The organism is Sphingomonas sp. 179-I 2A4 NHS, assembly GCF_045369135.1.
Taxonomy (GTDB): Bacteria; Pseudomonadota; Alphaproteobacteria; order Sphingomonadales; family Sphingomonadaceae; genus Sphingomonas.
On sequence record NZ_JBIQFL010000010.1, the window covers coordinates 55,908 to 77,041 of the forward strand.

At 66.2% G+C, this 21,134-nt stretch carries 22 protein-coding genes and 1 riboswitch; of the genes, 5 read left to right on the top strand and 17 right to left on the bottom strand.

The features are described 5' to 3' along the window. Positions 1-4: 4 nt before the first annotated feature. From queE to ACH0CP_RS15260, 7 genes are all read right to left on the bottom strand, one after another. Positions 5-637, bottom strand: coding sequence for a 7-carboxy-7-deazaguanine synthase (queE, locus tag ACH0CP_RS15230; RefSeq protein WP_294441846.1), 633 nt, complete (start codon positions 635-637; stop codon positions 5-7). A 14-nt stretch (positions 638-651) separates the two neighbouring features. Then, a complete protein-coding gene (gene queC / locus ACH0CP_RS15235) occupies positions 652-1,350 on the bottom strand; it encodes a 7-cyano-7-deazaguanine synthase QueC (protein WP_294441845.1) in 699 nt (232 codons plus the stop codon). Between the two features lie 163 nt (positions 1,351-1,513). Continuing rightward, complete coding sequence (locus ACH0CP_RS15240) at positions 1,514-1,924, bottom strand: hypothetical protein (RefSeq protein WP_294441844.1); 411 nt, start codon at positions 1,922-1,924, stop codon at positions 1,514-1,516. Positions 1,925-2,022: 98 nt separating this feature from the next. Next, complete coding sequence (locus tag ACH0CP_RS15245; protein ID WP_294441843.1) at positions 2,023-2,931, bottom strand: Hsp33 family molecular chaperone HslO; 909 nt, start codon at positions 2,929-2,931, stop codon at positions 2,023-2,025. Between the two features lie 107 nt (positions 2,932-3,038). Further along, a complete protein-coding gene (gene argF / locus ACH0CP_RS15250; protein WP_294441842.1) occupies positions 3,039-3,959 on the bottom strand; it encodes an ornithine carbamoyltransferase in 921 nt (306 codons plus the stop codon). 127 nt (positions 3,960-4,086) lie between these two features. Beyond that, on the bottom strand, positions 4,087-5,277 hold the full coding sequence (locus tag ACH0CP_RS15255; RefSeq protein WP_406875610.1) for an aspartate aminotransferase family protein: 1,191 nt from the start codon (positions 5,275-5,277) through the stop codon (positions 4,087-4,089). 116 nt (positions 5,278-5,393) lie between these two features. Then, positions 5,394-6,692, bottom strand: coding sequence for an O-acetylhomoserine aminocarboxypropyltransferase/cysteine synthase family protein (locus tag ACH0CP_RS15260; RefSeq protein WP_294441840.1), 1,299 nt, complete (start codon positions 6,690-6,692; stop codon positions 5,394-5,396). Positions 6,693-6,896: 204 nt separating this feature from the next. Between ACH0CP_RS15260 and ACH0CP_RS15265 the strand changes: the two genes are divergently transcribed. Both ACH0CP_RS15265 and ACH0CP_RS15270 read left to right on the top strand, forming a co-directional pair. Then, on the top strand, positions 6,897-7,724 hold the full coding sequence (locus ACH0CP_RS15265; RefSeq protein WP_046410897.1) for a TIGR00266 family protein: 828 nt from the start codon (positions 6,897-6,899) through the stop codon (positions 7,722-7,724). Positions 7,725-7,777: 53 nt separating this feature from the next. Then, positions 7,778-8,158 (top strand): VOC family protein, encoded by a 381-nt coding sequence (locus ACH0CP_RS15270; RefSeq protein ID WP_136451537.1) that lies wholly within the window; start codon positions 7,778-7,780, stop codon positions 8,156-8,158. A gap of 24 nt (positions 8,159-8,182) precedes the next feature. Here the strand turns inward: ACH0CP_RS15270 and ACH0CP_RS15275 are convergent, their stop codons facing one another. The 3 genes from ACH0CP_RS15275 to cas5c all read right to left on the bottom strand — a co-directional run bounded on the left by ACH0CP_RS15275 (position 8,183) and on the right by cas5c (position 10,793). Continuing rightward, positions 8,183-8,611, bottom strand: coding sequence for a hotdog fold thioesterase (locus ACH0CP_RS15275; RefSeq protein WP_294441839.1), 429 nt, complete (start codon positions 8,609-8,611; stop codon positions 8,183-8,185). After that, positions 8,611-10,146, bottom strand: a complete 1,536-nt coding sequence (gene proS / locus ACH0CP_RS15280) for a proline--tRNA ligase (RefSeq protein ID WP_294441838.1) — start codon at positions 10,144-10,146, stop codon at positions 8,611-8,613. The genes ACH0CP_RS15275 and proS overlap by 1 nt, the downstream gene beginning before the upstream one ends. A gap of 62 nt (positions 10,147-10,208) precedes the next feature. Continuing rightward, complete coding sequence (gene cas5c, locus ACH0CP_RS15285) at positions 10,209-10,793, bottom strand: type I-C CRISPR-associated protein Cas5c (protein WP_294441837.1); 585 nt, start codon at positions 10,791-10,793, stop codon at positions 10,209-10,211. Between the two features lie 336 nt (positions 10,794-11,129). Here cas5c and ACH0CP_RS15290 point away from each other — a divergent pair, with 336 nt between their 5' ends. Together ACH0CP_RS15290 and ACH0CP_RS15295 are read left to right on the top strand one after the other, a co-directional pair. Continuing rightward, positions 11,130-12,035: a DMT family transporter gene (locus tag ACH0CP_RS15290; RefSeq protein WP_294441836.1), complete on the top strand. Its 906-nt coding sequence runs from the start codon at positions 11,130-11,132 to the stop codon at positions 12,033-12,035. A gap of 40 nt (positions 12,036-12,075) precedes the next feature. Then, positions 12,076-13,830 (top strand): DUF885 family protein, encoded by a 1,755-nt coding sequence (locus tag ACH0CP_RS15295; RefSeq protein ID WP_294441835.1) that lies wholly within the window; start codon positions 12,076-12,078, stop codon positions 13,828-13,830. On the opposite strand, the gene ACH0CP_RS15300 is transcribed toward ACH0CP_RS15295, so the two are convergent. The 7 genes from ACH0CP_RS15300 to ACH0CP_RS15330 all read right to left on the bottom strand — a co-directional run bounded on the left by ACH0CP_RS15300 (position 13,823) and on the right by ACH0CP_RS15330 (position 20,087). Further along, complete coding sequence (locus ACH0CP_RS15300) at positions 13,823-14,134, bottom strand: hypothetical protein (RefSeq protein ID WP_294441834.1); 312 nt, start codon at positions 14,132-14,134, stop codon at positions 13,823-13,825. The genes ACH0CP_RS15295 and ACH0CP_RS15300 overlap by 8 nt on opposite strands. Beyond that, complete coding sequence (gene gcvPB / locus ACH0CP_RS15305; protein ID WP_294441833.1) at positions 14,134-15,729, bottom strand: aminomethyl-transferring glycine dehydrogenase subunit GcvPB; 1,596 nt, start codon at positions 15,727-15,729, stop codon at positions 14,134-14,136. Before gcvPB ends, ACH0CP_RS15300 begins: the two co-directional genes overlap by 1 nt. 4 nt (positions 15,730-15,733) lie before the next feature. Continuing rightward, complete coding sequence (locus tag ACH0CP_RS15310; RefSeq protein WP_294441832.1) at positions 15,734-15,883, bottom strand: hypothetical protein; 150 nt, start codon at positions 15,881-15,883, stop codon at positions 15,734-15,736. A gap of 215 nt (positions 15,884-16,098) precedes the next feature. Continuing rightward, positions 16,099-17,457 (bottom strand): aminomethyl-transferring glycine dehydrogenase subunit GcvPA, encoded by a 1,359-nt coding sequence (gene gcvPA / locus ACH0CP_RS15315; protein WP_294441831.1) that lies wholly within the window; start codon positions 17,455-17,457, stop codon positions 16,099-16,101. Between the two features lie 125 nt (positions 17,458-17,582). Next, a complete protein-coding gene (gcvH, locus tag ACH0CP_RS15320) occupies positions 17,583-17,954 on the bottom strand; it encodes a glycine cleavage system protein GcvH (RefSeq protein WP_294441830.1) in 372 nt (123 codons plus the stop codon). Between the two features lies 1 nt (position 17,955). Further along, complete coding sequence (gcvT, locus tag ACH0CP_RS15325; protein WP_294441829.1) at positions 17,956-19,101, bottom strand: glycine cleavage system aminomethyltransferase GcvT; 1,146 nt, start codon at positions 19,099-19,101, stop codon at positions 17,956-17,958. Positions 19,102-19,260: 159 nt separating this feature from the next. Beyond that, a riboswitch (glycine riboswitch) is annotated at positions 19,261-19,362 on the bottom strand. A 77-nt stretch (positions 19,363-19,439) separates the two neighbouring features. After that, on the bottom strand, positions 19,440-20,087 hold the full coding sequence (locus ACH0CP_RS15330) for a hypothetical protein (protein ID WP_294441828.1): 648 nt from the start codon (positions 20,085-20,087) through the stop codon (positions 19,440-19,442). A 78-nt stretch (positions 20,088-20,165) separates the two neighbouring features. On the opposite strand from ACH0CP_RS15330, the gene ispH reads away from it, so the two are divergent. Further along, entirely contained in the window at positions 20,166-21,116 is a 951-nt protein-coding gene (gene ispH / locus ACH0CP_RS15335) for a 4-hydroxy-3-methylbut-2-enyl diphosphate reductase (RefSeq protein WP_406875612.1), read from the top strand. Positions 21,117-21,134 lie beyond the last annotated feature (18 nt).

Sequence of the window (21,134 nt, forward strand, 5' to 3'; positions counted from 1 at the left end):
AGCTTTAGCGGAGGCCGAGCAGCTTGTGCGTCTGCAGCGACAGGCGCCAGCGAGGCCGCGCCATCACCATCGCCATTGCTTCATCGCGGTTCGCATCGGCATGCGGATCATCAAGCGGCTGCAGCAGGAAGTGACGGAAATCCCACTCTTCCATTGCCGCGATGTCACTGCCCGGCTGTGGCCAGACCAGCTTCAACTCGTCACCGCGCCGCTGCACGGTAACGCTACCCGCCTTGGGACTGATGCACACCCAGTCGATGCCCGGGTGCACCGCCAGCGTTCCGTTGCTTTCGATGGCGATAAAGAAGCCGGCGGCGTGCAGTGCGTCGATCAACGCGTCGTCGATCTGCAACATCGGCTCCCCACCGGTGAGAACGACGAAGCGATCTTCCATCCCCTCGCCCCACATCGCGGTTACGGCAGCCACCAGCGCCTCGGCATCAGCGAAGCGGCCGCCACCAAGGCCATGGATGCCCACGAAATCGGTGTCGCAGAAGCGGCAGATCGCGCTCGCCCGATCCTGCTCACGGCCAGACCACAGGTTGCAGCCGGCAAAGCGCACGAACACCGCGCGCCGACCCGCTTGCACGCCTTCACCCTGGAGCGTCAGGAACATTTCCTTGACCGCATAGCTCATGCCGGCGCGATCCGTCAGGGCGCCGGCGGCGTCACGGCATAGACGGTAGGGTCCGAAACCCCGGCGTCCTCAAAGCCTTTGTGGCGGAGACGGCAGCTGTCGCACAGTCCGCAATGAACATCGTTCGGCGCCGGGTCATAACACGACCAGCTAAGTCCAAGATCGAGGCCTAGCCGCGTGCCCTCACGCACGATATCCGCCTTCGTCATGCTCTGCAGCGGGGCCTGGATGCGGAAGGCATTCCCCTCCACGCCTGCCTTGGTGGCGAGTTCCGCCAGCGCCTCGAAGCCGGCGATGAACTCGGGGCGACAATCGGGGTATCCCGAATAATCCAGCGCGTTCACCCCGATGTAGAGTGAGCGCGCACCTGCCGCCTCTGCCCAGGCGAGCGCCAGGCTGAGAAAAACCGTGTTGCGCGCCGGAACATAGGTCACCGGGATATCGCCGCCGACCCCGTCTTTCGGAACGTCGATGTCGGCCGTCAGGGCCGATCCGCCGAAGGCCCGCAGATCAATCGGCAGCACCACGTGCCGGATGGCCCCCAGCACTCGCGCGATCCGGGCGGCAGCCGCCAGTTCGACCTGGTGGCGCTGGTTATAATCGATCGACAGGGCGAGCAGCGGGTGTCCCGCCTCGCGCGCCAAGGCAGCGGATACCATGGAATCGAGGCCCCCGGAGACCAGCGCGACTGCGGGTGGAAGTTGGCTTGTCATGATCGCGCGGCGGCTAGGCGCATTGGGCGCGCGGCGCAAGAAAAAGGGCCGCACCGGCAAACCGGGCGGCCCAGGGTGCCCTTGTGAGGCGAAAAAACTAGGGAGAGAAAGTGCTCGGCTAGAAGCACGCGGCGCATTTAACGCCCAAAGCGTTAACACCGCGCTAATTTTTGGCCGATCGCACGCATATCCCGTCGCGTCTCGCCTCGTAATCCATGTCGAAGGGCGCCCCTTGAGCGAGCCCCTGCGTCTGAATGCGAACGAGCGTCGGACTTTCAGCGGTCAGGGTGGTGCGGCCGTATCCCTGGCCTGCGCAGGTGTAGCTCACGGTTGTCGTACGTTGATCGCTGGAGACGACGAAGCGCGCACATTGTGCCGCGCCGTGATGAACCTGCAGCAGGGACGCGGCATCGGTGACGCAAATCGTCCTTCGTGCGGCGGGCGAACCGATCTCGTGCAGCGTCCAGCTGCCCGGACGCAGCTGATCGAGCAATGCGGGTCGCGCGCCCTGCGCTGCGGCGGCCGCGGCAACGGCAGCCAGCCCGATCGCGGCTAGGTAAGCGAAGCGAAGCATGTCTCTTTCCCTGTCCTCACCGACGCGCGATCCTCAGCGCTCGGCTTGGCGATCCGGCAATAGCATAATCGTTGCGGTTGAAGGACGGCTGTCGACCGTCATGCGACGAGTTCGTCGACCCGAATTGGGAACACGGTCGAGCAGAAAGCGCAATCGACACCGATGACCCCTTCTTCATTGGCCATGGCGCGCTGCTCTTCGGGCGGGAACTTCGCCAGGACCGAGCGGATGTGCTCGATCGTACAGCGGCATCCCTTGACGATGGTCGTCTCCGCGAGGACACGAACCTCTTCCTCTTCGTTGAAAAGTCGCCACACCAGCGTTTCAAGCGGCAGCGTCGGGTCCGCGAGTTCCTCGCTCCCCATCGTGGCGCCAAGGGCTGCGACATGATCCCACTCGGGGTGGTCGAGCTTCGTATGCAGCCGCTCGCGGCCCTCTTCGCCCTCCGGCAAGTGCTGAAGCAGGAGACCACCGGCAACGCACTTACCATCCCGCTTGGCGAACCCGACCTGTACCTGCGTCGGGATCTGCTCGGACTGGGCAAAATAGCTCTGCACAGCGTCGCACAGGCGATCGCCGTCCAGAGGTACGATCCCCTGGTACCGCTCGCCGGTCGCTGCCAAGTCGAAAGTGATCGCCAGGTATGCCTGTCCGAACAGGCCGAAGAGCGTGGGGTCAGCCGGGGCGTCCGCCAGCTTGTCCGGATCGAACTGGACGTAGCCGCGAAGCTCCCCGGCGCGGTAATCGCACACCAGAAGACGCACGACACCATGCTCGCCCTGCGATTGCAGCGTCAGTTGTCCGCCCACATCCTTCAGCGTCGAGCCGACCAGCGCAGTGAGCGTCAGGGCCTCTGCCAGCAGCGACTCAATTGCCGGAGGATAGGCGTGAGCGGCAAGGATTTCGTCCAGCACCGGTCCCAGCCGAACGAGGCGGCCCCGAGCATTCTGATGCGGGATCGTGAATCCGATGGCGCGATCAAAGTCGTGATTGATGAGGTCAGTCATTTCCACCGTGCGGGGCTGAGAAGATGAAGCCCTGTCGTCGCGCCGCGAGCGGCAGGACAGCGGACGGGGATTCGGTCAGGCGCAGATGGGTATCGGGGGCGCTTCGATCAACCGATCTGGCCGAAGCACCAGCGAAGGATAGATTTCTGCGCATGCAGCCGGTTCTCAGCCTCGGCCCAGATCAGCGACTGCGGACCATCGATGACGTCCTCGGTCACCTCTTCGCCACGATGCGCCGGGAGGCAGTGGAGGAACTTCGCGTCGGGCTTGGCGGTGGCCATCAGCGCTGCATCGACCTGGAACGGCATCATGGCCGCGAGCTTCGTGTCGGCGTGCGCCTGACCCATCGAGATCCAGGTGTCGGTGACGACGATATCGGCGCCCTCAACGGCTTCGCGCGCATTGCCCACGACCTTCGCGCGCCCTTTTCCAAGGGCGAGGTCGGAGTCGGATGGCTGGAAGCCCTGCGGGCAGGCGGCGACAACGTCGAACTGCATCAGCCCGGCTGCCTCGACGATCGAGGCAAGCACATTGTTGCCATCGCCGAGCCAGGCGACCTTCAGGCCCGGCAGCGCCTTGCCCTGCTCCAGAACGGTCAGAAGGTCGGCGACGATCTGGCAAGGGTGCGAGGCGTCGGTCAGGCCGTTGATCACCGGAACGCTGGCGTAATGCGCCATTTCCTCGACCTTGGCATGGTCGTCGGTTCGGATCATGATCGCGTCGACATAGCCCGAGAGGACGCGGGCGGTGTCGGCCACGGTTTCGCCGCGACCGAGCTGCATCTGGCCCGCCTCCATCACGATCGACTGGCCGCCGAGCTGGCGGACCGCCATGTCGAACGAGACGCGGGTGCGGGTGGAGTTCTTCTCAAAGATCATCGCCAGGACGTGGCCGGCGAGCGGGGCGTCGGCGTCGACGCGGCCCTTGGTCCAGCCGGCGCGGGCCTTTTTGCGATCGAGCGCGTCCGCGAGGATGGCGGCGAGGCCGTCGGCACCAGCGTCCGACAGGTTCAAGAAATGGCGGGTCACTTCAGCTCCTCCAATGGCCTCATGCGCATCATGGGCGGCCGCTATCCGGCGAACATCGGCCTCAATCGGACTCGCGGCGGCCAGATCCGTCCAAACGGCTCCGGCGCGAGGCGCCGGAGCCCGTTCATCAATCGTCGCTGGCGGGAACGTAGACGCGTGCCGCCTCGCTGAGCTTCTCGATGCACTCGGCGATGTGGCTTTCGTCGATCACCAGCGGCGGCAGGACGCGCACGACATTCTCGCCGGCCGAGACCAGCAGCAGGCCGTGGTTGTCGCGGGCGAATTCGACGAAGCGGCGGCTGTCGCTCTTGAGCTTCAGGCCGAGCATCAGGCCGTGGCCGCGCACGCTGTCGAACAGGTGATCGTAGTTCGGGATCATCTGCTCAAGGGAGGAGCGCAGCCGCTCGCCCATCTGCGTCACCCGATCAAGGAAGCCGTCTTCCAGGATCACGTCGAGCACGGCCTCACCCGCCGCCATCGCGAGCGGGTTGCCGCCATAGGTGGAGCCGTGCGTGCCGATCACCATGCCCTTGGCCGCTTCCTCGGTGGCAAGGCAGGCGCCGAGCGGGAAGCCGCCGCCGATGCCCTTGGCCGAGGCCATGATGTCGGGCGTGATGCCGTAGAGTTCGTGCGCGAACAGCTTGCCGGTGCGGCCATAGCCCGCCTGCACTTCATCGAGCACCAGCAGCAGGCCGTGGTCGTCGCACGCCTTGCGCAAGCCCTTGAGGAATTCCGGCGTCGCGGCGCGGATGCCGCCTTCGCCCTGGATCGGTTCGACCAGGAAGCCGGCGGTATTTTCATCGATCAGCGCCAGTGCGCCTTCGAGATCGTTGAACTCGGCATATTTGAAGCCCGGCAGCAGCGGCTCGAACCCGTCACGCATCTTGGCCTGGTTGGTGGCCGAGATGGTGCCCATGGTGCGGCCGTGGAACGCCATCGAGAAGGTGATGAGGTCGTGGCGCTGCGGATTGCCATTGGCGAAGTGATAGCGGCGCGCGGTCTTGATCGCGCATTCCACCGCCTCTGCGCCCGAGTTGGTGAAGAACACCGTGTCGGCAAAGGTATTGTCGACCAGCCGCTGCGCGAACTGTTCACCCTGCGGGCTGCCGTAGAGGTTGCTGACGTGCATCAGCGTGGCGGCCTGATCGGCGATCGCCTTCACCAGTTTCGGATGGCCATGGCCGAGCGCGTTCACTGCGATGCCGCTGGCGAAATCCAGGAAACGGCGGCCATCCTCGCTGATCAGATGGCACCCCTCGCCTCGCACTGGCCGCACCCCGCAGCGGGGATAAACGGGCATCAGGGCGGTGATCGACACGGGGCGTCTCCTTGAAAGAGCAAGGGCGGCCCAACAGGGACCGCCCTGACGCCCTGATACGGATTCGGTGCCGGGGGCGTCAACACCGTGAAAGGCGTGACGCCATAACCGGCGGATCAGCCCTTCGCCGCGTCCAGCGCCTGCGCCAGATCGGCGAGGATATCGTCGATATGTTCAAGCCCGATCGAGAGGCGGACGTAGCCAGCCGAGACGCCGGTCGCGAACTGTTCCTCCTCCGACAATTGCGAATGGGTGGTGGAGGCGGGATGGATCGCGAGGCTGCGCGCGTCCCCGATGTTGGCGACATGGTAGAACAATTGCAGCGCATCGATGAAGCGCCGGCCGCCATCGCGACCGCTGGCAAGCTCGATGCCGATCAGCCCGCCGAGGCCACCGGTGAGGTAACGATCGGCGCGGGCGCGCTGCTTCCCCTCCTGAACCGAGGGGTGGATGATGCGGGTGACGTCCGAGCAGCCCTTCAGGAAATCGACCACCTTCAGCGCATTGTCGCAGTGGCGCGGCATGCGCAGCGGCAGCGTTTCCAGCCCCTGAAGGATCTGGAAGGCGTTGAACGGCGAGAGCGCGGCGCCGAGATCGCGCAGCAGCACGGTGCGGGCGCGTAGCGCATAAGCGATCGGGCCGAGCGGCTTTGCCGCCTCCGCCCAGACGGCGCCGTGATAGCTGGGATCGGGCGTGTTGAGCAGCGGCTGACGATCAGGATAGGCCGACCAGTCGAAATTGCCGCCGTCGACGATCATGCCGCCGATCGAGGTGCCATGGCCGCCGATGTACTTGGTGGTCGAATAGACGACGATCGCCGCGCCATGATCGAGCGGGCGGGCAAGCAGCGGCGCGGCGGTATTGTCGACGATGAGCGGGATGCCGAGCTCGCGCCCCGCGGCGGCAGTCTCCGCCAGCGGCGAGACGACCAGCTTCGGATTGGGCAAAGTCTCGACATACCAAGCGCGGGTGCGATCGTCGGAGGCAGCGGCGAAGGCGCCCGGATCGCTCGGATCGACGAAACGGGTCTCGATCCCCATGTCGCGCAGCGTGTTGGCGAAGAGATTGTAGGTACCGCCGTAGAGGTCGGTCGCGCTGACGATATTGTCGCCGGCGCGGGCGAGGTTCTGCACCGCATAGGCCGACGCTGCCTGGCCCGAGGCGACCGCGACCGCCGCCGCGCCGCCCTCGATCGCGGCAATCCGCTGTTCGAGGATGTCGGTCGTCGGGTTGCCGATGCGGGTGTAGATGTTGCCGAGTTCCTGCAACGCGAACAGCCCGGCGGCATGGTCGGCATCGCGGAACTGGTAGGAGGTCGTCTGGAAGATCGGCGGGGCCACCGATCCGGTGGCGGGATCCGCGCGCCAACCGGCATGCAGCGCCAGCGTTTCCGGACGGTAATTGGCCTTGCTCACGAACACTCTCCCTTGGCTTGGTTGCGGGCAGGCTATCGCCTCGCGCCCCGATCGCGAACCTAGAAAGGGTTTCGATCCCCCAAGATGGTATCGCCGTGACGCCAGACCGAGTGGCGCGTGCGACGATCCCCCCTTCCCCGGCGATGCCCGGCCGGAGTATCCATGTGTGTTAAGTGATCAACACAGACGAATGGAGCATGTCACATGGCCGGTCCCTGGTCCCATCACGCCCGTACCGGGCTGTCGGACGATATCGATTTCGAGATCAAGGGACAGGAATTGCAGTTCGTCGAGATCGAGCTGGACCCGGGCGAAAGCGCGGTCGCCGAGGCGGGGGCCTTCGTGTGGAAGGATGCCTCGATCGAGATGACCACCGTCTTCGGTGATGGGTCCGGCGGCAGTGATGGCGGGTTCATGGGCAAGCTGCTGGGGGCGGGCAAGCGCCTCGTCACCGGTGAAAGCCTGTTCACCACCGTCTTCACCCATCGCGGATCGGGCAAGGCGCGGGTCGCCTTCGCCAGCCCGACGCCGGGGACGATCCTGCCGATCCGCCTCGCCGACCTGGGCGGCACGCTGATCTGCCAGAAGGACAGCTTCCTTGCGGCGGCGAAGGGCGTGTCGATCGGCGTCGCGTTCCAGCGGCGGATGATGACCGGGCTGTTCGGCGGCGAAGGCTTCATCATGCAGAAGCTGGAGGGCGATGGCTGGGTGTTCGTTCAGATGGGCGGCACGCTGGTGGAGCGCGAGCTTGCCCCCGGCGAGCAATTGCACGTCGATACCGGCTGCCTTGCCGCGTTCACGCCCTCGGTCGATTTCGACCTGGAGATGGTGCGCGGCGTGAAGAGCATGATCTTCGGCGGCGAGGGCATGTTCTATGCGCGGCTGACCGGGCCGGGGAAAGTGTGGGTCCAGTCGCTGCCCTTCGCGCGGCTTGCGGGCCGGATGATGGCCGCAGCGCAGGGCGGCGGCGGCAACCGTGGCGAAGGATCGGCGCTGGGCGGGTTTGGCGATTTCATCGGCGGCAATCGCTAGCCGCGCAACCGGGGCGGCGACCGGCGTCGCCCCGCGATTTTCGGGAGGTAGCCATGCTGGATCATGTGAGCATTGCGGTGGGCGACATGCGGCGCTCGCTTGCCTTCTATGACAAGGCGCTGGCGCCGCTCGGCATCACGCGGGTCATGGTGCAGGGCGGCAGCGAAGAGTTGCCCGACCAGGTGGGCTATGGCGTCGGACCCAAGCCGTTCCTGTGGATCGCCAAGGGACGGGCGATCAGCGGCGCCATCCATATCGCGGTTGCGGCCCCCGACCGGGCCAGCGTTGACGCCTTTCACGCGGCGGCGCTGGCGGCCGGCGGGCAGGACAATGGCGCGCCCGGCCTGCGGCCCCATTACCATCCGGGCTATTACGCTGCCTTCGTGCTCGATCCCGACGGGTGCAATCTGGAGGCCGTCCACCACAGTTTCTGAGGCGTGGCGGGCGGCCCCCGATGCTCAGCCGGCGGCGGCGTCGATCACCGCGGCGGTCATGCGCGAGAGGCAGATGAGCTTGCCCGCATCATCCTCGATCCGGATCGTCCACACCTGAGTCGTGCGGCCGAGCTGCTCCGCCTTTGCGGTGGCGTGGACATAGCCGTCGCGCGCGGCGCGCACGTGATTGGCGTTGATGTCGAGCCCGACGGTCACCTTGCCGTCGGGCACGACCATCGCGCCGGCGACCGACGCCACCGTTTCGGCCAGCACCACCGAGGCGCCGCCGTGGAGGCGGCCGAAGGGCTGATGCACCTTCTTGCCCACCGGCATCCGCGCGCGCAGCCAATCGTCACCGTGATCGGTGAACTCGATCTCCAGCAGCCCGGGAAGGACGCCCTCCCCCAATGTGTTGAGCTGCGCCAGGTCGATCGGGCGGGTCCAGATCGCCATCAGTAGGACCGTCCGATCAGCACACGCTCGACCGCCGGGCCGCCGGTGAAGATGCAAGGCGCGCCGGGGTGGCCGGTCTGTCCCATCGGTGCGTTGCGGATGGTGAGCTTCAGCGCCTTCAGCCGCTCGACCACCTTGTCGAGTTCGGCGCCGGTCGGGCGCGACCAAGCGACGTCGGCCCAGCCGGGTTTCGCCGCGCTGTCGGCGAACATCGCCTCGACGCCGGCCCAGTCGTCGACGGGGCTGATGCTGGCCTTCAGCCGCTCGGACGCCTCCTTGTGGAGCGCGACCTGGATATCCTCGAGCATTGCGCCGGCCTGTTCGACGAACGTGTCCCGCGTGACGATCGCGCTGTCGAGCTTGCCATCCTCGCGATAAAGGCGGTCGCGACGGACGACCGAGACGTTGCCGCCGGCCATGTCGCGTGGGCCGACCTCGACAATGATCGGGGCGCCCTTCTTCACCCAGCCCCAACGCTTCGTCGCGGCCTTGGCGGGCTTCAGGTCGAGCAGCGCGCGGACCGGCTCGCCGAGCGCGGTCTGCTTCGCCAGCGACGCCTGCAGCGCCTTGCAATAATCGACCAGCTCCGCGTCCTCCGGCTTGTCGCGCAGCATGGGGACGATCACGATCTGCCACGGCGCGATGCGCGGCGGCACGCGCAGGCCATCGTCGTCGCCATGCACCATGATGACGCCGCCGATCATTCGGGTCGAGACGCCCCAGCTGGTGGTGTTGGCGAACTCAAGCTCGCCATTCGCATTCTGGAAGCGGATGTTCTGCGCATGGGCGAAATTGGTGCCGAGGAAGTGGCTGGTGCCCGCCTGGAGCGCCTTGCCGTCCTGCATCATCGCCTCGATCGAATAGGTCGCGACGGCGCCGGGGAAACGCTCATTCTCCGGCTTCTCGCCAGCGACGACCGGGAGCGCGAGGCAGTTTTCGGCGAAGTCGCGATAGACCTCGAGCATCTTCAGCGTCTCGTCACGCGCCTCGTCGGCGGTGGCGTGGGCGGTGTGCCCTTCCTGCCAGAGGAATTCGCTGGTGCGCAGGAACATGCGGGTGCGCATTTCCCAGCGGACGACATTGGCCCATTGGTTGATGAGCACCGGGAGATCGCGCCACGACTGGACCCAGCGGGAGAATGCGGTGCCGATCACCGTTTCGCTGGTCGGGCGGACGACCAGCGGCTCCTCCAGCTTGGCCTCGGGATCGGGGGTCAGGCCGCCCTTGCCATCGGCGACGAGGCGGTGGTGGGTGACGACCGCCATCTCCTTCGCGAAGCCTTCGACATGCTCGGCCTCCTTCTCGAAATAGGAGAGCGGGATGAACAGCGGGAAATAGCAATTTTCATGGCCGGTCGCCTTGATGCGATCGTCGAGCAGGCGCTGGATGCGTTCCCAGATGCCATAGCCCCATGGCCGGATGACCATGCAGCCGCGCACGCCCGATTCCTCGGCGAGGTCGGCTTCCGAAATGACGGCCTGGTACCAGGCGGCGAAATCCGCCTCGCGCGTGACGGGGAGTGCATGCTTGATCATTAGGCGCGGATAGCGGCGGTTGGCGCCATGTGCCAGATAGGACGTCTGCTGCCATCCACTGGCTAACCGAAGAGCCGAGGATCTCCCGGAGGCGGCACGGTGACCACTCCAGCTATCATGTGCGCGCGGAAGAACCGCAGTCGGCCGCGATCCTGGTAATCGGCTTCGTGAACCATCCAACCTAGGTCCCGCGTCTCGTTGATGGGCACTCCCTCTTCCGGCGCGGCATCCTCCAGCAATCGTATTTCGCCTGGATACGCCTCTCCTCCTAAGAAAACTGATGCGCCGCTTCGAACTTGACGCCTGAACATCCCTCTATGGCGTTCCGGTTCGTCCAAGGGTCCAGCCTTGGCCGTCAGATCAAAATGGGCGTCGATGAGATAACCGACATCGCGCAAGATGATGGAGCGACGGCGAAGGTGCTCATCTGCAGAGGTGCGGTACTCGCAAACACAGATCGGACGAAGAATGCTGATCGCGTTGATGCCCCAGCGAATTGCCGGTCGCCAATGTACACGATCTAGAACGCCTCGCGTGGCCGAAGGCGTCAGAACGTCGTAGGTGACTTCGTCGCGACGAAACTCCGGTCTTGGAAAACACGCGCTTTCCGCTGTCAGTAACACGCGAACGGCCGTCAGATTCGCCATACGTTCCTTGTATGTTCATATTCGGCAATCGCAAATGGGTGGTTAGTCCGTTCTGGAGCAACATGACGTTGCGACGATTCCGATCCTTAATGGACCCATCTGGATAGCCGCACGGCTTTGATCAGGAGGGTGCTTTGGGCTCAATCAAGATTGCTATAACGGTCAGCGCAGACAGTCAGTTGGCGTATTCAATATGTGTCGCGGCCGGCCCGCAGCCCTCACCCGCTCCAGTCGACGCTCGCAGGACTAGTCACGCTACGCCGAAACCAAAATCCTGCGGTTGCTGGCGGCAATAGAGTTTTCCTAAACAACGATCGTCGCATATGCGCGGGCGCAATGCCCGCGGCCCCTGAGTCTCTTTCAAACGCCATCGGCCTGCGCCTAATTTCTGTTGCGCTCTTTGCGACGATGAACGTCGTGATCAAGCTGGCAGAAGCCGAAGGGGCGGGTCTGGGCGAGATCCTGTTCTGGCGGCAGTTCGGAGCGGCACTGCTGGTTGCGGCGATTGTCGGCACGGGGCCGGGATTCGCCTCGCTCAAGACGCAGCGATTTGGTGCGCATGTGCTGCGCTGCGTGATCGGGCTGACCGCGATGTCGCTCACGTTCTGGACGTTGCTGCTGCTGCCGCTGGCCGAGGCGACGACGCTGGGGTTCTCCATGCCGATCTTCGCGACGATGCTGGGCGCATTGTTGCTGCACGAGGCGACCGGGTGGCGGCGCTGGGCGGCGGTGCTGACGGGGTTCATCGGCGTGCTGATCGTGACGCAGCCAGGCGACGGGCATATTCCGCCGCTGGGGATCATGACCGGGCTGGGCGCGGCGTTCTGCACCGCCTGTATCTCGATCCTGCTGCGGACCATCGGCAAGACCGAATCGGGGCTGACCACCGTCTTCTGGTTTTCCAGCCTGTCGCTGGTGCCGCTATCACTGGTCTATGCCGTGTCGGTGAAGGCGCATCCGCCGCTGGTATGGGTGCTGCTCCTCGCCATCGGCCTGCTCGGCGGCGTGGCGCAGATCGCGATGACGCGGTCGTTGCAGCTGGGCGATGTCAGCCTGGTGGTACCGATGGATTATACTGCGCTGCTCTGGGCGACGCTGTTCGGGTGGGTGGTGTTCGGGATGCTGCCGGTGCCGAGCACCTGGCTGGGCGCGCCGGTGATCATTGCATCGGGCCTCTACATTGTGTGGCGCGAGCATGTGCGGCGGCGGAAGGAGACAAAGGGCGCGATTTCGATGGAGTGACCGCTTGCGAGGACCGCAATGATCGGACACCTAGCCTGACATGCCCTTCCTTGCCCCGCTCGCCCTCGTTGCCGCTGCCACCGCTCCCGCCCCTGCCGCTACCGCCGCCGATGCCGCCTTCGACGCGATCTGGCGCGCGGAATGGGCGTGGCGACAAAGCGAAGGCCTGGCGGATGCCGGGCCGGGCGTGGTCGATGACCGGCTGCCCGACGTTTCAGCGGCAGCGCATGCGAAGCGCCTCGCCTATTGGAAAGGGATTCTGGCAAAGCTCGACGTGGTCGACACCAAGCGGCTGTCGCCCGACACGCTGATCGACTGGCAGGTCTATCGCGCGCAGATCGCCGCGCTGATCGACGAGGAGCAGTTCCGCGAGTGGGAAAAGCCGCTGAACGGCGACAGCGCGTTCTGGAGCGACCTGCATTATACCGCGCGTGGCAGCTTCGCCGGGGGCGAGAAGGATTATCGCCGATACCTGAGCTGGCTGCGCACCATGCCGCGGTACCTGGAGCAGCAGACCGACAATATGCGGCTGGGCCTGAAGCGCGGCTTCACCCCGCCCGCCGTCATCATGCAGGGCCGTGACAAGGCGGTGGAGACGATCGCGACGGCGACCGACCCGACGACGGTGGTCTATTACGAGCCCTTCGCCAAACTGCCGGCGTGGATGCCGGCGGATCGGCGCGCCGCGTTGCAGGCCGAAGCGCGCGCGATCATCGCCGAGCAGATCGTACCCGCGCACAAGACGCTGCTGACGTTCCTGCGCGGCGAATATTTCCCGGGCATGACGAACGAGCTGGCGGCGACGCGTTATGACAATGGCGCGGATTATTACCGCAGCCGGATCCGGGCCTTCACCACGCTGGACATGACGCCCGACGCGATTCACGCGCTGGGGCTGGCCGAGATCGCCAAGATCCGCGGCGAGATGGAGCAGGTGAAGAAGGATGCGAAGTTCGACGGCGACCTGCCGGCGTTCCTGAAGGTCCTGCGCACCGACCCGCAATTCTACCCCAAGACCGCCGACGAGCTGATGAAGGAGGCGGCGTGGCACGCCAAGCGTTTCGACGCGATGGCGGGCAAGTGGTTCGGCCGGCTGCCGCGGCAGCGGTTCGCGATCATCGAGGTTCCGCCCGACATCGCCCCCTTCTACACCGCGGGGCGCGGCGGGCCGGGCACGTATCTGGTCAACACCTATGACCTGCCATCGCGACCGCTGTTCCAGCTCCCGGCGCTGACGCTGCATGAAAGCGCGCCGGGGCATGCATTCCAGATGCCGCTGTCGATCGAGAATACGACGCTGAAGCCGTTCCGGCGCAACAGCTATATCTCGGCATTCGGCGAAGGCTGGGCGCTGTATACCGAGCGGCTGGGCGACGAGATGGGCTTCTATCGCACGCCCTATGAGCGGTTCGGCATGTTGTCGTACCAGGCGTGGCGGGCGGCGCGGCTGGTGATCGACACCGGCATTCACGCCAAGGGATGGACCCGCGCCCAGGCGCTGCAATATTTCCGTGAGAATACCGCGCTGAGCGAGCATGAGATCACCACCGAGGTGGATCGGTACATCGGCTGGCCGGCGCAGGCGCTGAGCTACTACCTCGGGCAGCTCGCCATCCAGCGGACTCGGACCAAGGCGGAGAAGGCACTTGGCGACAAGTTCGACATCCGCAACTTCCACGACATGGTGCTGAGCCTGGGCAGCGTGCCGATCCCGGTGCTGGAAGCGCGCGTCGACCGGTTCATCGCGGAAGGCGGCCCCTCCCCCTATTCCCAGGACGACGCGCCGGTCAGCTGACGAGCAGGCCGAGCCAGGCGAGGTCGAGCAGCAGCGCCGCGGCCAGGACGAGGCTCCATCGATGGGTCGACCGGCCCGTCGATGTGCGCCAGGCCATGACGGTCGCACCGGCGAGGGCACCGACCGCCAGCGCGCTGGGTAGCATGGGTACCAGCCTGATGAGGCCCGGCCGGGCGCCGTCGTCCAGCACGGTCAGATGATAGACGTCGAACCAGAAGGTGACGATCACGATCGCCGCCAGCACCACGAGCGCGGCACCGCCGACGAGGCCGAACAGCCCCGCCAGCGCTGCGCGCGCCCACATTATTCGGCGGCCTCGCTCGTCAGCACCGGCTCCTTCCACACGAGCTTCGGCTTGCGCGCGGCTAGCGTTTCATCGAGGCGGCTGCGCGGCGCGAAGTGCGGCGCGGTCTTGAGGCTGGCGTCGCCCGCCTTCGCGCGCTCTGCCACCGAGCGCAGCGCACCGATGAACTGATCGAGCGCGGCCTTTGACTCCGTTTCCGTCGGCTCGACCAGCATCGCGCCATGGACGACCAGCGGGAAATACATGGTCATCGGATGGAAGCCCTCGTCGATCAGCGCCTTGGCAACGTCGATCGTCGAGAAGCCCTCAGGGAAGCCTTCGTCGGAGAAGATCGCCTCGTGCATGCACGGGCCGGAGAAGGCGAACGGCGCGTCGAGCGTGTCCTCAAGGCTGCGCAGGACGTAGTTCGCGTTGAGCACCGCGTCTTCGGCGACCTGACGCAGACCATCGGCGCCGTGGCTGAGGATGTAGGTGAGAGCGCGGGTGAACATGCCCATCTGGCCGTGGAAGGCCGTCATGCGGCCGAAGCTGTGGAGCTTGCCGCCGAAATGCTCGGCCGAGAATTCCTCCGCACGCTCCTCCTCGATGAGGTGGATGTGACCGTCCTTGGTGCGCGCGGTGTAGGGCAAAGGTGCGAAGGGGCTGAGCGCCTCCGACAGCACGGTCGGGCCCGAGCCCGGGCCGCCGCCGCCGTGGGGGGTGGAGAAGGTCTTGTGCAGGTTGATGTGCATCGCGTCGACGCCAAGGTCGCCCGGACGAACCCGGCCGACGATGGCGTTGAAGTTCGCACCGTCGCAATAAACATACGCGCCCGCCGCATGGACCGCGTCCGAAATCGCCTTCAGATCACGCTCGAACAGGCCGCAGGTGTTCGGATTGGTGATCATCACCGCCGCGACGTCCGGCCCGAGCCGCGCCTTCAGCGCCTCGGTGTCGACGCGCCCCTCGGCGGTGGCGGGAATGTCCTCGACGCTGAAGCCGGCGAACGCCGCGGTCGCGGGGTTGGTGCCGTGCGCGCTTTCGGGCACCAGCACGACCTTGCGGTGACCCTCGCCGCGCTTTTCCAGCGCCGCCTTGATGCACAGGATGCCGCACAGCTCACCATGCGCGCCGGCCTTGGGGCTCATCGCGACGCCATGCATGCCGGTCAGCTCGATCAGCCACATGGCGAGTTCGTTGATGACGCCGAGCGCGCCCTGCACCGTATCGACCGGCTGGAGGGGGTGAACGTCGGCAAAGCCCGGCAGCCGCGCCATCTTCTCGTTCAGGCGCGGATTGTGCTTCATCGTGCACGAGCCGAGCGGGAACAGGCCGAGATCGATGGCGTAATTTTGCCGGCTGAGGCGCGTGTAATGCCGCACCGTCTCCGGCTCGCTGAGGCCGGGCAGGCCGATCGTCGCGGTGCGCGCGAGATTGCCGAGGCGGCTCGTCGTGGTGACGGGCTCCGCCACTTCGACGCCGGTCGTATCGGTCGAACCGATCTCGAAGATCAGCGCTTCCTCAAGCATCAGCGCCTTGTTGCCGGTGAAGGTTGCCGAAGTTGCCGAGCCCTGCTCCGGGCTCGTCGGACGCCAGCCGCTCTGGTTCAAGGCCATGGAATCATTGCCCTTTCAGCGTCTCGACGACATTCGCCGACGACGATTGCAAAAAACGAATGTTGAGGAAGTTGAGGCGATAGCGCGTTTTTCTCCAACGCCGCGCCGGGGTGCTTTCGCGGGCGGCAGGCGGGAAAGGCAGATGATCAGCCATGTTCCGAGAGAACCACGACTTTTCCAACTTTTGAAGAGGGCTAGCATGGTCGCCTTCGCCCCTTCGCAACCCGGTGCGAGCCTGCGCATCATCTCCGCAGTTCGTGCCGAGCAGCGTCGAGGCACGGCCAGCGAGGGCGGCGCTTCGGGCACGTCCCTCGACTTCGCTCGAGACGAACGGAGGGGATTTGGTCCCCAAGGGATGCCTCGACGAGGTCACGCCAGCGCTGCTTCGAGCGCGGTGGCCAGCGCTTCCACGTCCTCTGCCGTCGTCGTTTCGGTGACGGCGACGACGAGGCCGTTCTGCAACGCCGCTTCACCCGGATAGAGCCGGCCGAGCGACACGCCGGCAAGGATTCCCTGATCGGCAAGGGCACGAACGATCGGGCGCGCCTCATGCCCGAGATCGAGCGTGAATTCGTTGAAGAAGGTGTCGTTCACGAGGGTAACGCCTGGCACACGGGCGAGCCGTTCTGCCGCCGCGACGGCGCCCGCGTGATTCGTCGCTGCAAGCGCGCGCAGACCCGCCTCGCCCAGCAGCGTCATGTGGATCGAGAAGGCCAGCGCGCACAGGCCGGAGTTCGTGCAGATGTTGCTCGTCGCCTTCTCACGGCGGATGTGCTGCTCGCGCGTGGAGAGCGTCAGCACGAAGCCGCGGCGGCCGTCGGCGTCCACCGTCTCGCCACACAATCGGCCGGGCATCTGGCGGACATATTTGTCCTTGCAGCCGAACAGGCCCACGTAGGGCCCGCCGAACTGAAGCCCGACGCCGATCGACTGGCCCTCGCCGACCACGATATCGGCGTCCATCTCACCCGGCGACTTGATCGCGCCGAGTGCCACCGGCTCGGTGACGACGGCGATCAGCAGCGCCTTCTTCGCGTGGCACGCGTCCGCCAGCGGCTGAAGATCGGTGATGCGGCCGAGGATGTCGGGGTACTGCACGACGACGCAACTGGTGTCGTCATCGATGCTGGCGATCAGCGCGTCGACGTCCGTCTCTGCGGTCAGTGCAGGGACCGAGGTTTCGAGCGAGTCGCCGGTGTATTTCGCCATCGTCCTGGCGACGGAGACGTAATGCGGGTGGAGACCGCCCGACAGGATCGCCTTGGCGCGCTTGGTGATGCGACGCGCCATGCCGATCGCTTCCCAGCAGGCGGTCGAGCCGTCGTACATCGATGCATTGGCCACATCGGTCCCCAGCAGGCGCGCGACCTGCGTCTGGAACTCGAACAGCATCTGCAGCGTGCCCTGCGCGATTTCCGGCTGGTAGGGCGTGTAGGCGGTCAGGAACTCGCCGCGCTGGATCAGGTGATCGACGCTGGCGGGGACGTGATGGCGGTACGCGCCGCAGCCGAGAAAGAACGGCGCCTCGCCGGCGGACAGATTCTGCCGCGCGAGCTTCGTCATGTGGCGTTCGACCGCCAGTTCGCTGGCGTGCGCGGGAAGGTTCGCGATCGGGCCGGAAAGGCGCGCGGATTCGGGCACGTCGACGAACAGGTCGTCGATCGAGCCGGCACCGATGACGGCGAGCATCTCGCGGCGGTCATGGTCGGTAAGCGGTAGGTAGCGCATTCGATACACTCCTCCCCTCCCACCAGCGGGAGGGGCTGACAGGGTGTGTCACCCTCACGCGGCACAGCGCCGGCGGAGAGACCCCACCCCAACCCCTCCCCTGAAGGAGAGGGGCTAGTTGCCAATCACAGCTTCGCGACGAAGGCCTGGTAGGCGGCTTCGTCCATCAGGCCGTCGAGCTGCGACGCGTCGGACAGGGTCAGCTTGAAGAACCAGCCCTCGCCTTCCGGATCGGTGTTCACCAGGCCCGGCTCGTCAGCGAGCGCGGCGTTGCCTTCGATCACGGAGCCCGAGACCGGCGAATAGACGTCGCTGGCGGCCTTCACGCTTTCGACCACGGCTGCCTCGTCACCCTTGACGAGCGACTTGCCGGCTTCCGGCACGTCGACGAACACGATGTCGCCAAGCTGGCCCTGCGCATAATCCGAGATGCCGACCGAGCCGACATCACCGTCGACGTCGATCCACTCATGATCCTCGGTGAAATAACGGCTCATCTTACTTCGCTCCTCGGACATAGCGGTGGGGGACGAATGGCATGGGAGTAACGGTGGCGGCGTGGACCTTGCCACGCTGCGAAAGCTGGATGCGGGTGCCCGGCGTCGCCATCGCGAGCGGAACGTACGCCATGGCGATCGGTGCCCCGACGCTGGGAGCGAAGCCGCCGGACGTGACGTTGCCGACGGTGCTGCCGTCTTCATCGAGCACGGTGGCGCCCTCGCGCACCGGCTGGCGCCCTTCCACCAGCAGGCCGACCCGCTTGGTGACGGGGCCGTTCTCGCGCTCGGCCAGGATGCGCTCGGCACCGGGGAAGCCGCCTTCCTCGCGACGGCGCTTGAACAGCGCGAAACCGAGGTCCGCCATCACCGGGGTGATCTCCGGCGAGAGGTCATGACCGTAGAGCGGGAGCCCAGCCTCGAGGCGCAGCGAATCGCGTGCGCCAAGGCCGATCGGCTTCACTTCGGGCTGTTCGAGCAGCGCATCGGCGAACGCCCCGACGCCCTCCGCCGGGATCGAGATCTCGAAGCCATCCTCGCCGGTATAACCCGAGCGGCTGATCCACAGATCATGCCCCTCCCAGGTGAAAAGCGCGGCCTGCATGAACACCAAAGCATCGACGCCCGGCACCAGCCGCACCAGCGCATCCACTGCCTTGGGGCCCTGCAGCGCCAAGAGCGCATGGTCCTCCATCAGGTTCAGCGTGATGTCGTCCGGCAGATGATCGAGCATGTGCGCGATGTCGTCGTACTTGGTCGCGCCGTTGACGACCATGTAGATGCGCTCGCCATCCTCGTCGGCCGGCAGGCGCGTCAGCATCAGATCGTCGAGGATGCCGCCGCCCTCGTCGAGCAGCAACGAATAGCGTGCGCGATTGAGCGCGAGGCCGGCGATGTCGGCGGGCATCATCGCCTCGAGCGCGGGCACCAGCCCCTCGCCGCGGAAGGTGATCTGCCCCATGTGGCTGACATCGAACAGGCCGGCGCTTTCGCGCGTCCACAGATGCTCGGCCATGATGCCTTCGTACTGCACGGGCATCCAATAGCCAGCGAACTCGACCATCCGGCCGCCGCGCGCACGATGCCAGCCGTCGAGCGGCAGCGTCATGGTTTCGATGATTACGTCTTCGTCGTCGTGATCGCTCATCGCGGATCGTCCGTCTTCAAGGGCGATCGTCCGCCATTGCTGGCGAAACGAACCGAACCCCCTCTGTCACGGAACCTGAGAGCTTTCGCACGAGGACGCGCCCGTGCTTACACCTTCGGTGGGCCACGCCGCTGGCGGGGCCGCTTTCCAGAGCGTCGATGGGTGTGCGCGGTCCCTGCTGCCTGAGAGATTCCGGGGTGGTTGCTCCTTCGGCGGCGGATCGTGCCTGAAAGGCCATCCGCGCTCTCCCGCGCGCCCACGCCGGTTGCCCGGCATCGACAATTGCGCCTGTGGCGGGGCGCGGGGGGCGAGTCAATCGCCCATGATCGCGGCCCGTCTCAGCGCTGTGCGTTGTAGCGCAGTTGCTCTTCGGTGAGCTGGAAACCGACCAGCGCCTCGAAGCTGGCGGAGAGCACCGCCTGGCGCACGTCCGGCGCCGACAGCGGATCGATCGCGGCATCCTCGTCACCCGCCTTGCGCTTGCGCGTCAGGCGTTCGCGGACGGAGTCCGGCAGCGTCGCGGCGGCGCGGCTGACGCTGGCACTGGCCTGCGCGCTGGTGCTGGCGATCGCCTGGCCGGCATCGAAGTGCACCGTGACCTGACCGACGCGCTTCGCCACCACCTGCGTGCCGCCGCGAACGATGGTGATGAAATAGGGCAGCGTCACATCACGCGCGGCATCGGCACGGGCGCGGCGGGCGCGCACGTCGAAGGTGACGGTGCTGGTGACGTCCGCGCCGACGTCATTGCAGGTGCCGCGCACGTTGGTGATCAGCGCGGAAACGTCGATCGCGCTGGCGTCGCGGCTCGCCGGGGGATCGAACAGCGTGATGTCGCCCGTGCCGGCCGGCACGCCCACCACCGGGCAGACCGAGCGGACCGAACTGATGCCGACACCGCCATCGACGAGAATGTCCCCGCTCTTGGCGCAACCGCCGGCAAGCAGGAGCAGGGCGATGGGAGCGGCGGTGATGCGGAAGGACACGTGGCGGACACCTTATACGATACGGCCGCGCTCATAACCGCCTTCCGTGCGGGCAGGCAATCGCGTAAGCGCGGGAGCATGACCGACAAGCCTGTGCTCGAACTGCTGATCGCCGCGCCGCGCGGCTTCTGCGCCGGGGTGGACCGCGCGATCCGCATCGTCGAACTCGCGATCGAGAAGCACGGCGCGCCCGTCTATGTCCGGCACGAGATCGTCCACAACAAGTTCGTTGTCGACACGCTGAAGGCGAAGGGCGCGGTGTTCGTCGAGGAGCTGGACGAGGTGCCCGATGGCGCGCCGGTCGTCTTCTCGGCGCATGGCGTGCCCAAGTCCGTCCCGGCCAATGCCGAGGCGCGCGGGCTGGAGTATCTCGACGCCACCTGCCCGCTGGTGTCGAAGGTGCATCGCCAGGCGGAACGGCTGGTCGCCGCGGGGCGCCACATCCTGTTCATCGGCCACGCCGGCCACCCGGAGGTGATCGGGACGTTCGGCCAGGTGCCCCAGGGTGCGATGACGCTAGTGGAGGATCTGGCGGATGCCGAGAGCATCCAGCCGGCGGATCCCGACAATCTCGCGTTCCTCACGCAGACCACGCTTTCGGTGGACGACACGTCGGAGATGGTGCGCACGCTGCAGCGCCGCTTCCCCAGCATCCAGGCGCCGCGCGGCGAAGACATCTGTTATGCGACGTCGAACCGCCAGGCGGCGGTGAAGGCGATCGCGAGCGCGTGTGACGCCGTGCTGGTGATCGGGGCGCCCAATTCGTCGAACTCCCTTCGTTTGGTCGAGGTGGCCGAACGCGAGGGCGTGCGCGCGGCGCTGATCCAGCGGGCGAGCGATCTCGACTGGGCGTTCCTCGACGGCGTCGGCACGCTGGGGCTGACGGCGGGCGCGTCCGCGCCGGAGCTGCTGGTGCGCGAGCTCGTCGAGCGGCTGTCGACCCGCTACGAGGTGAGCGAGCGCGAGGAGGAGACGACGCGCGAGACGATCGCCTTCAAGCTGCCGCGCGCGCTGGAAGAGGCGGCCTGAGCCGCCGTCGGGGCACAA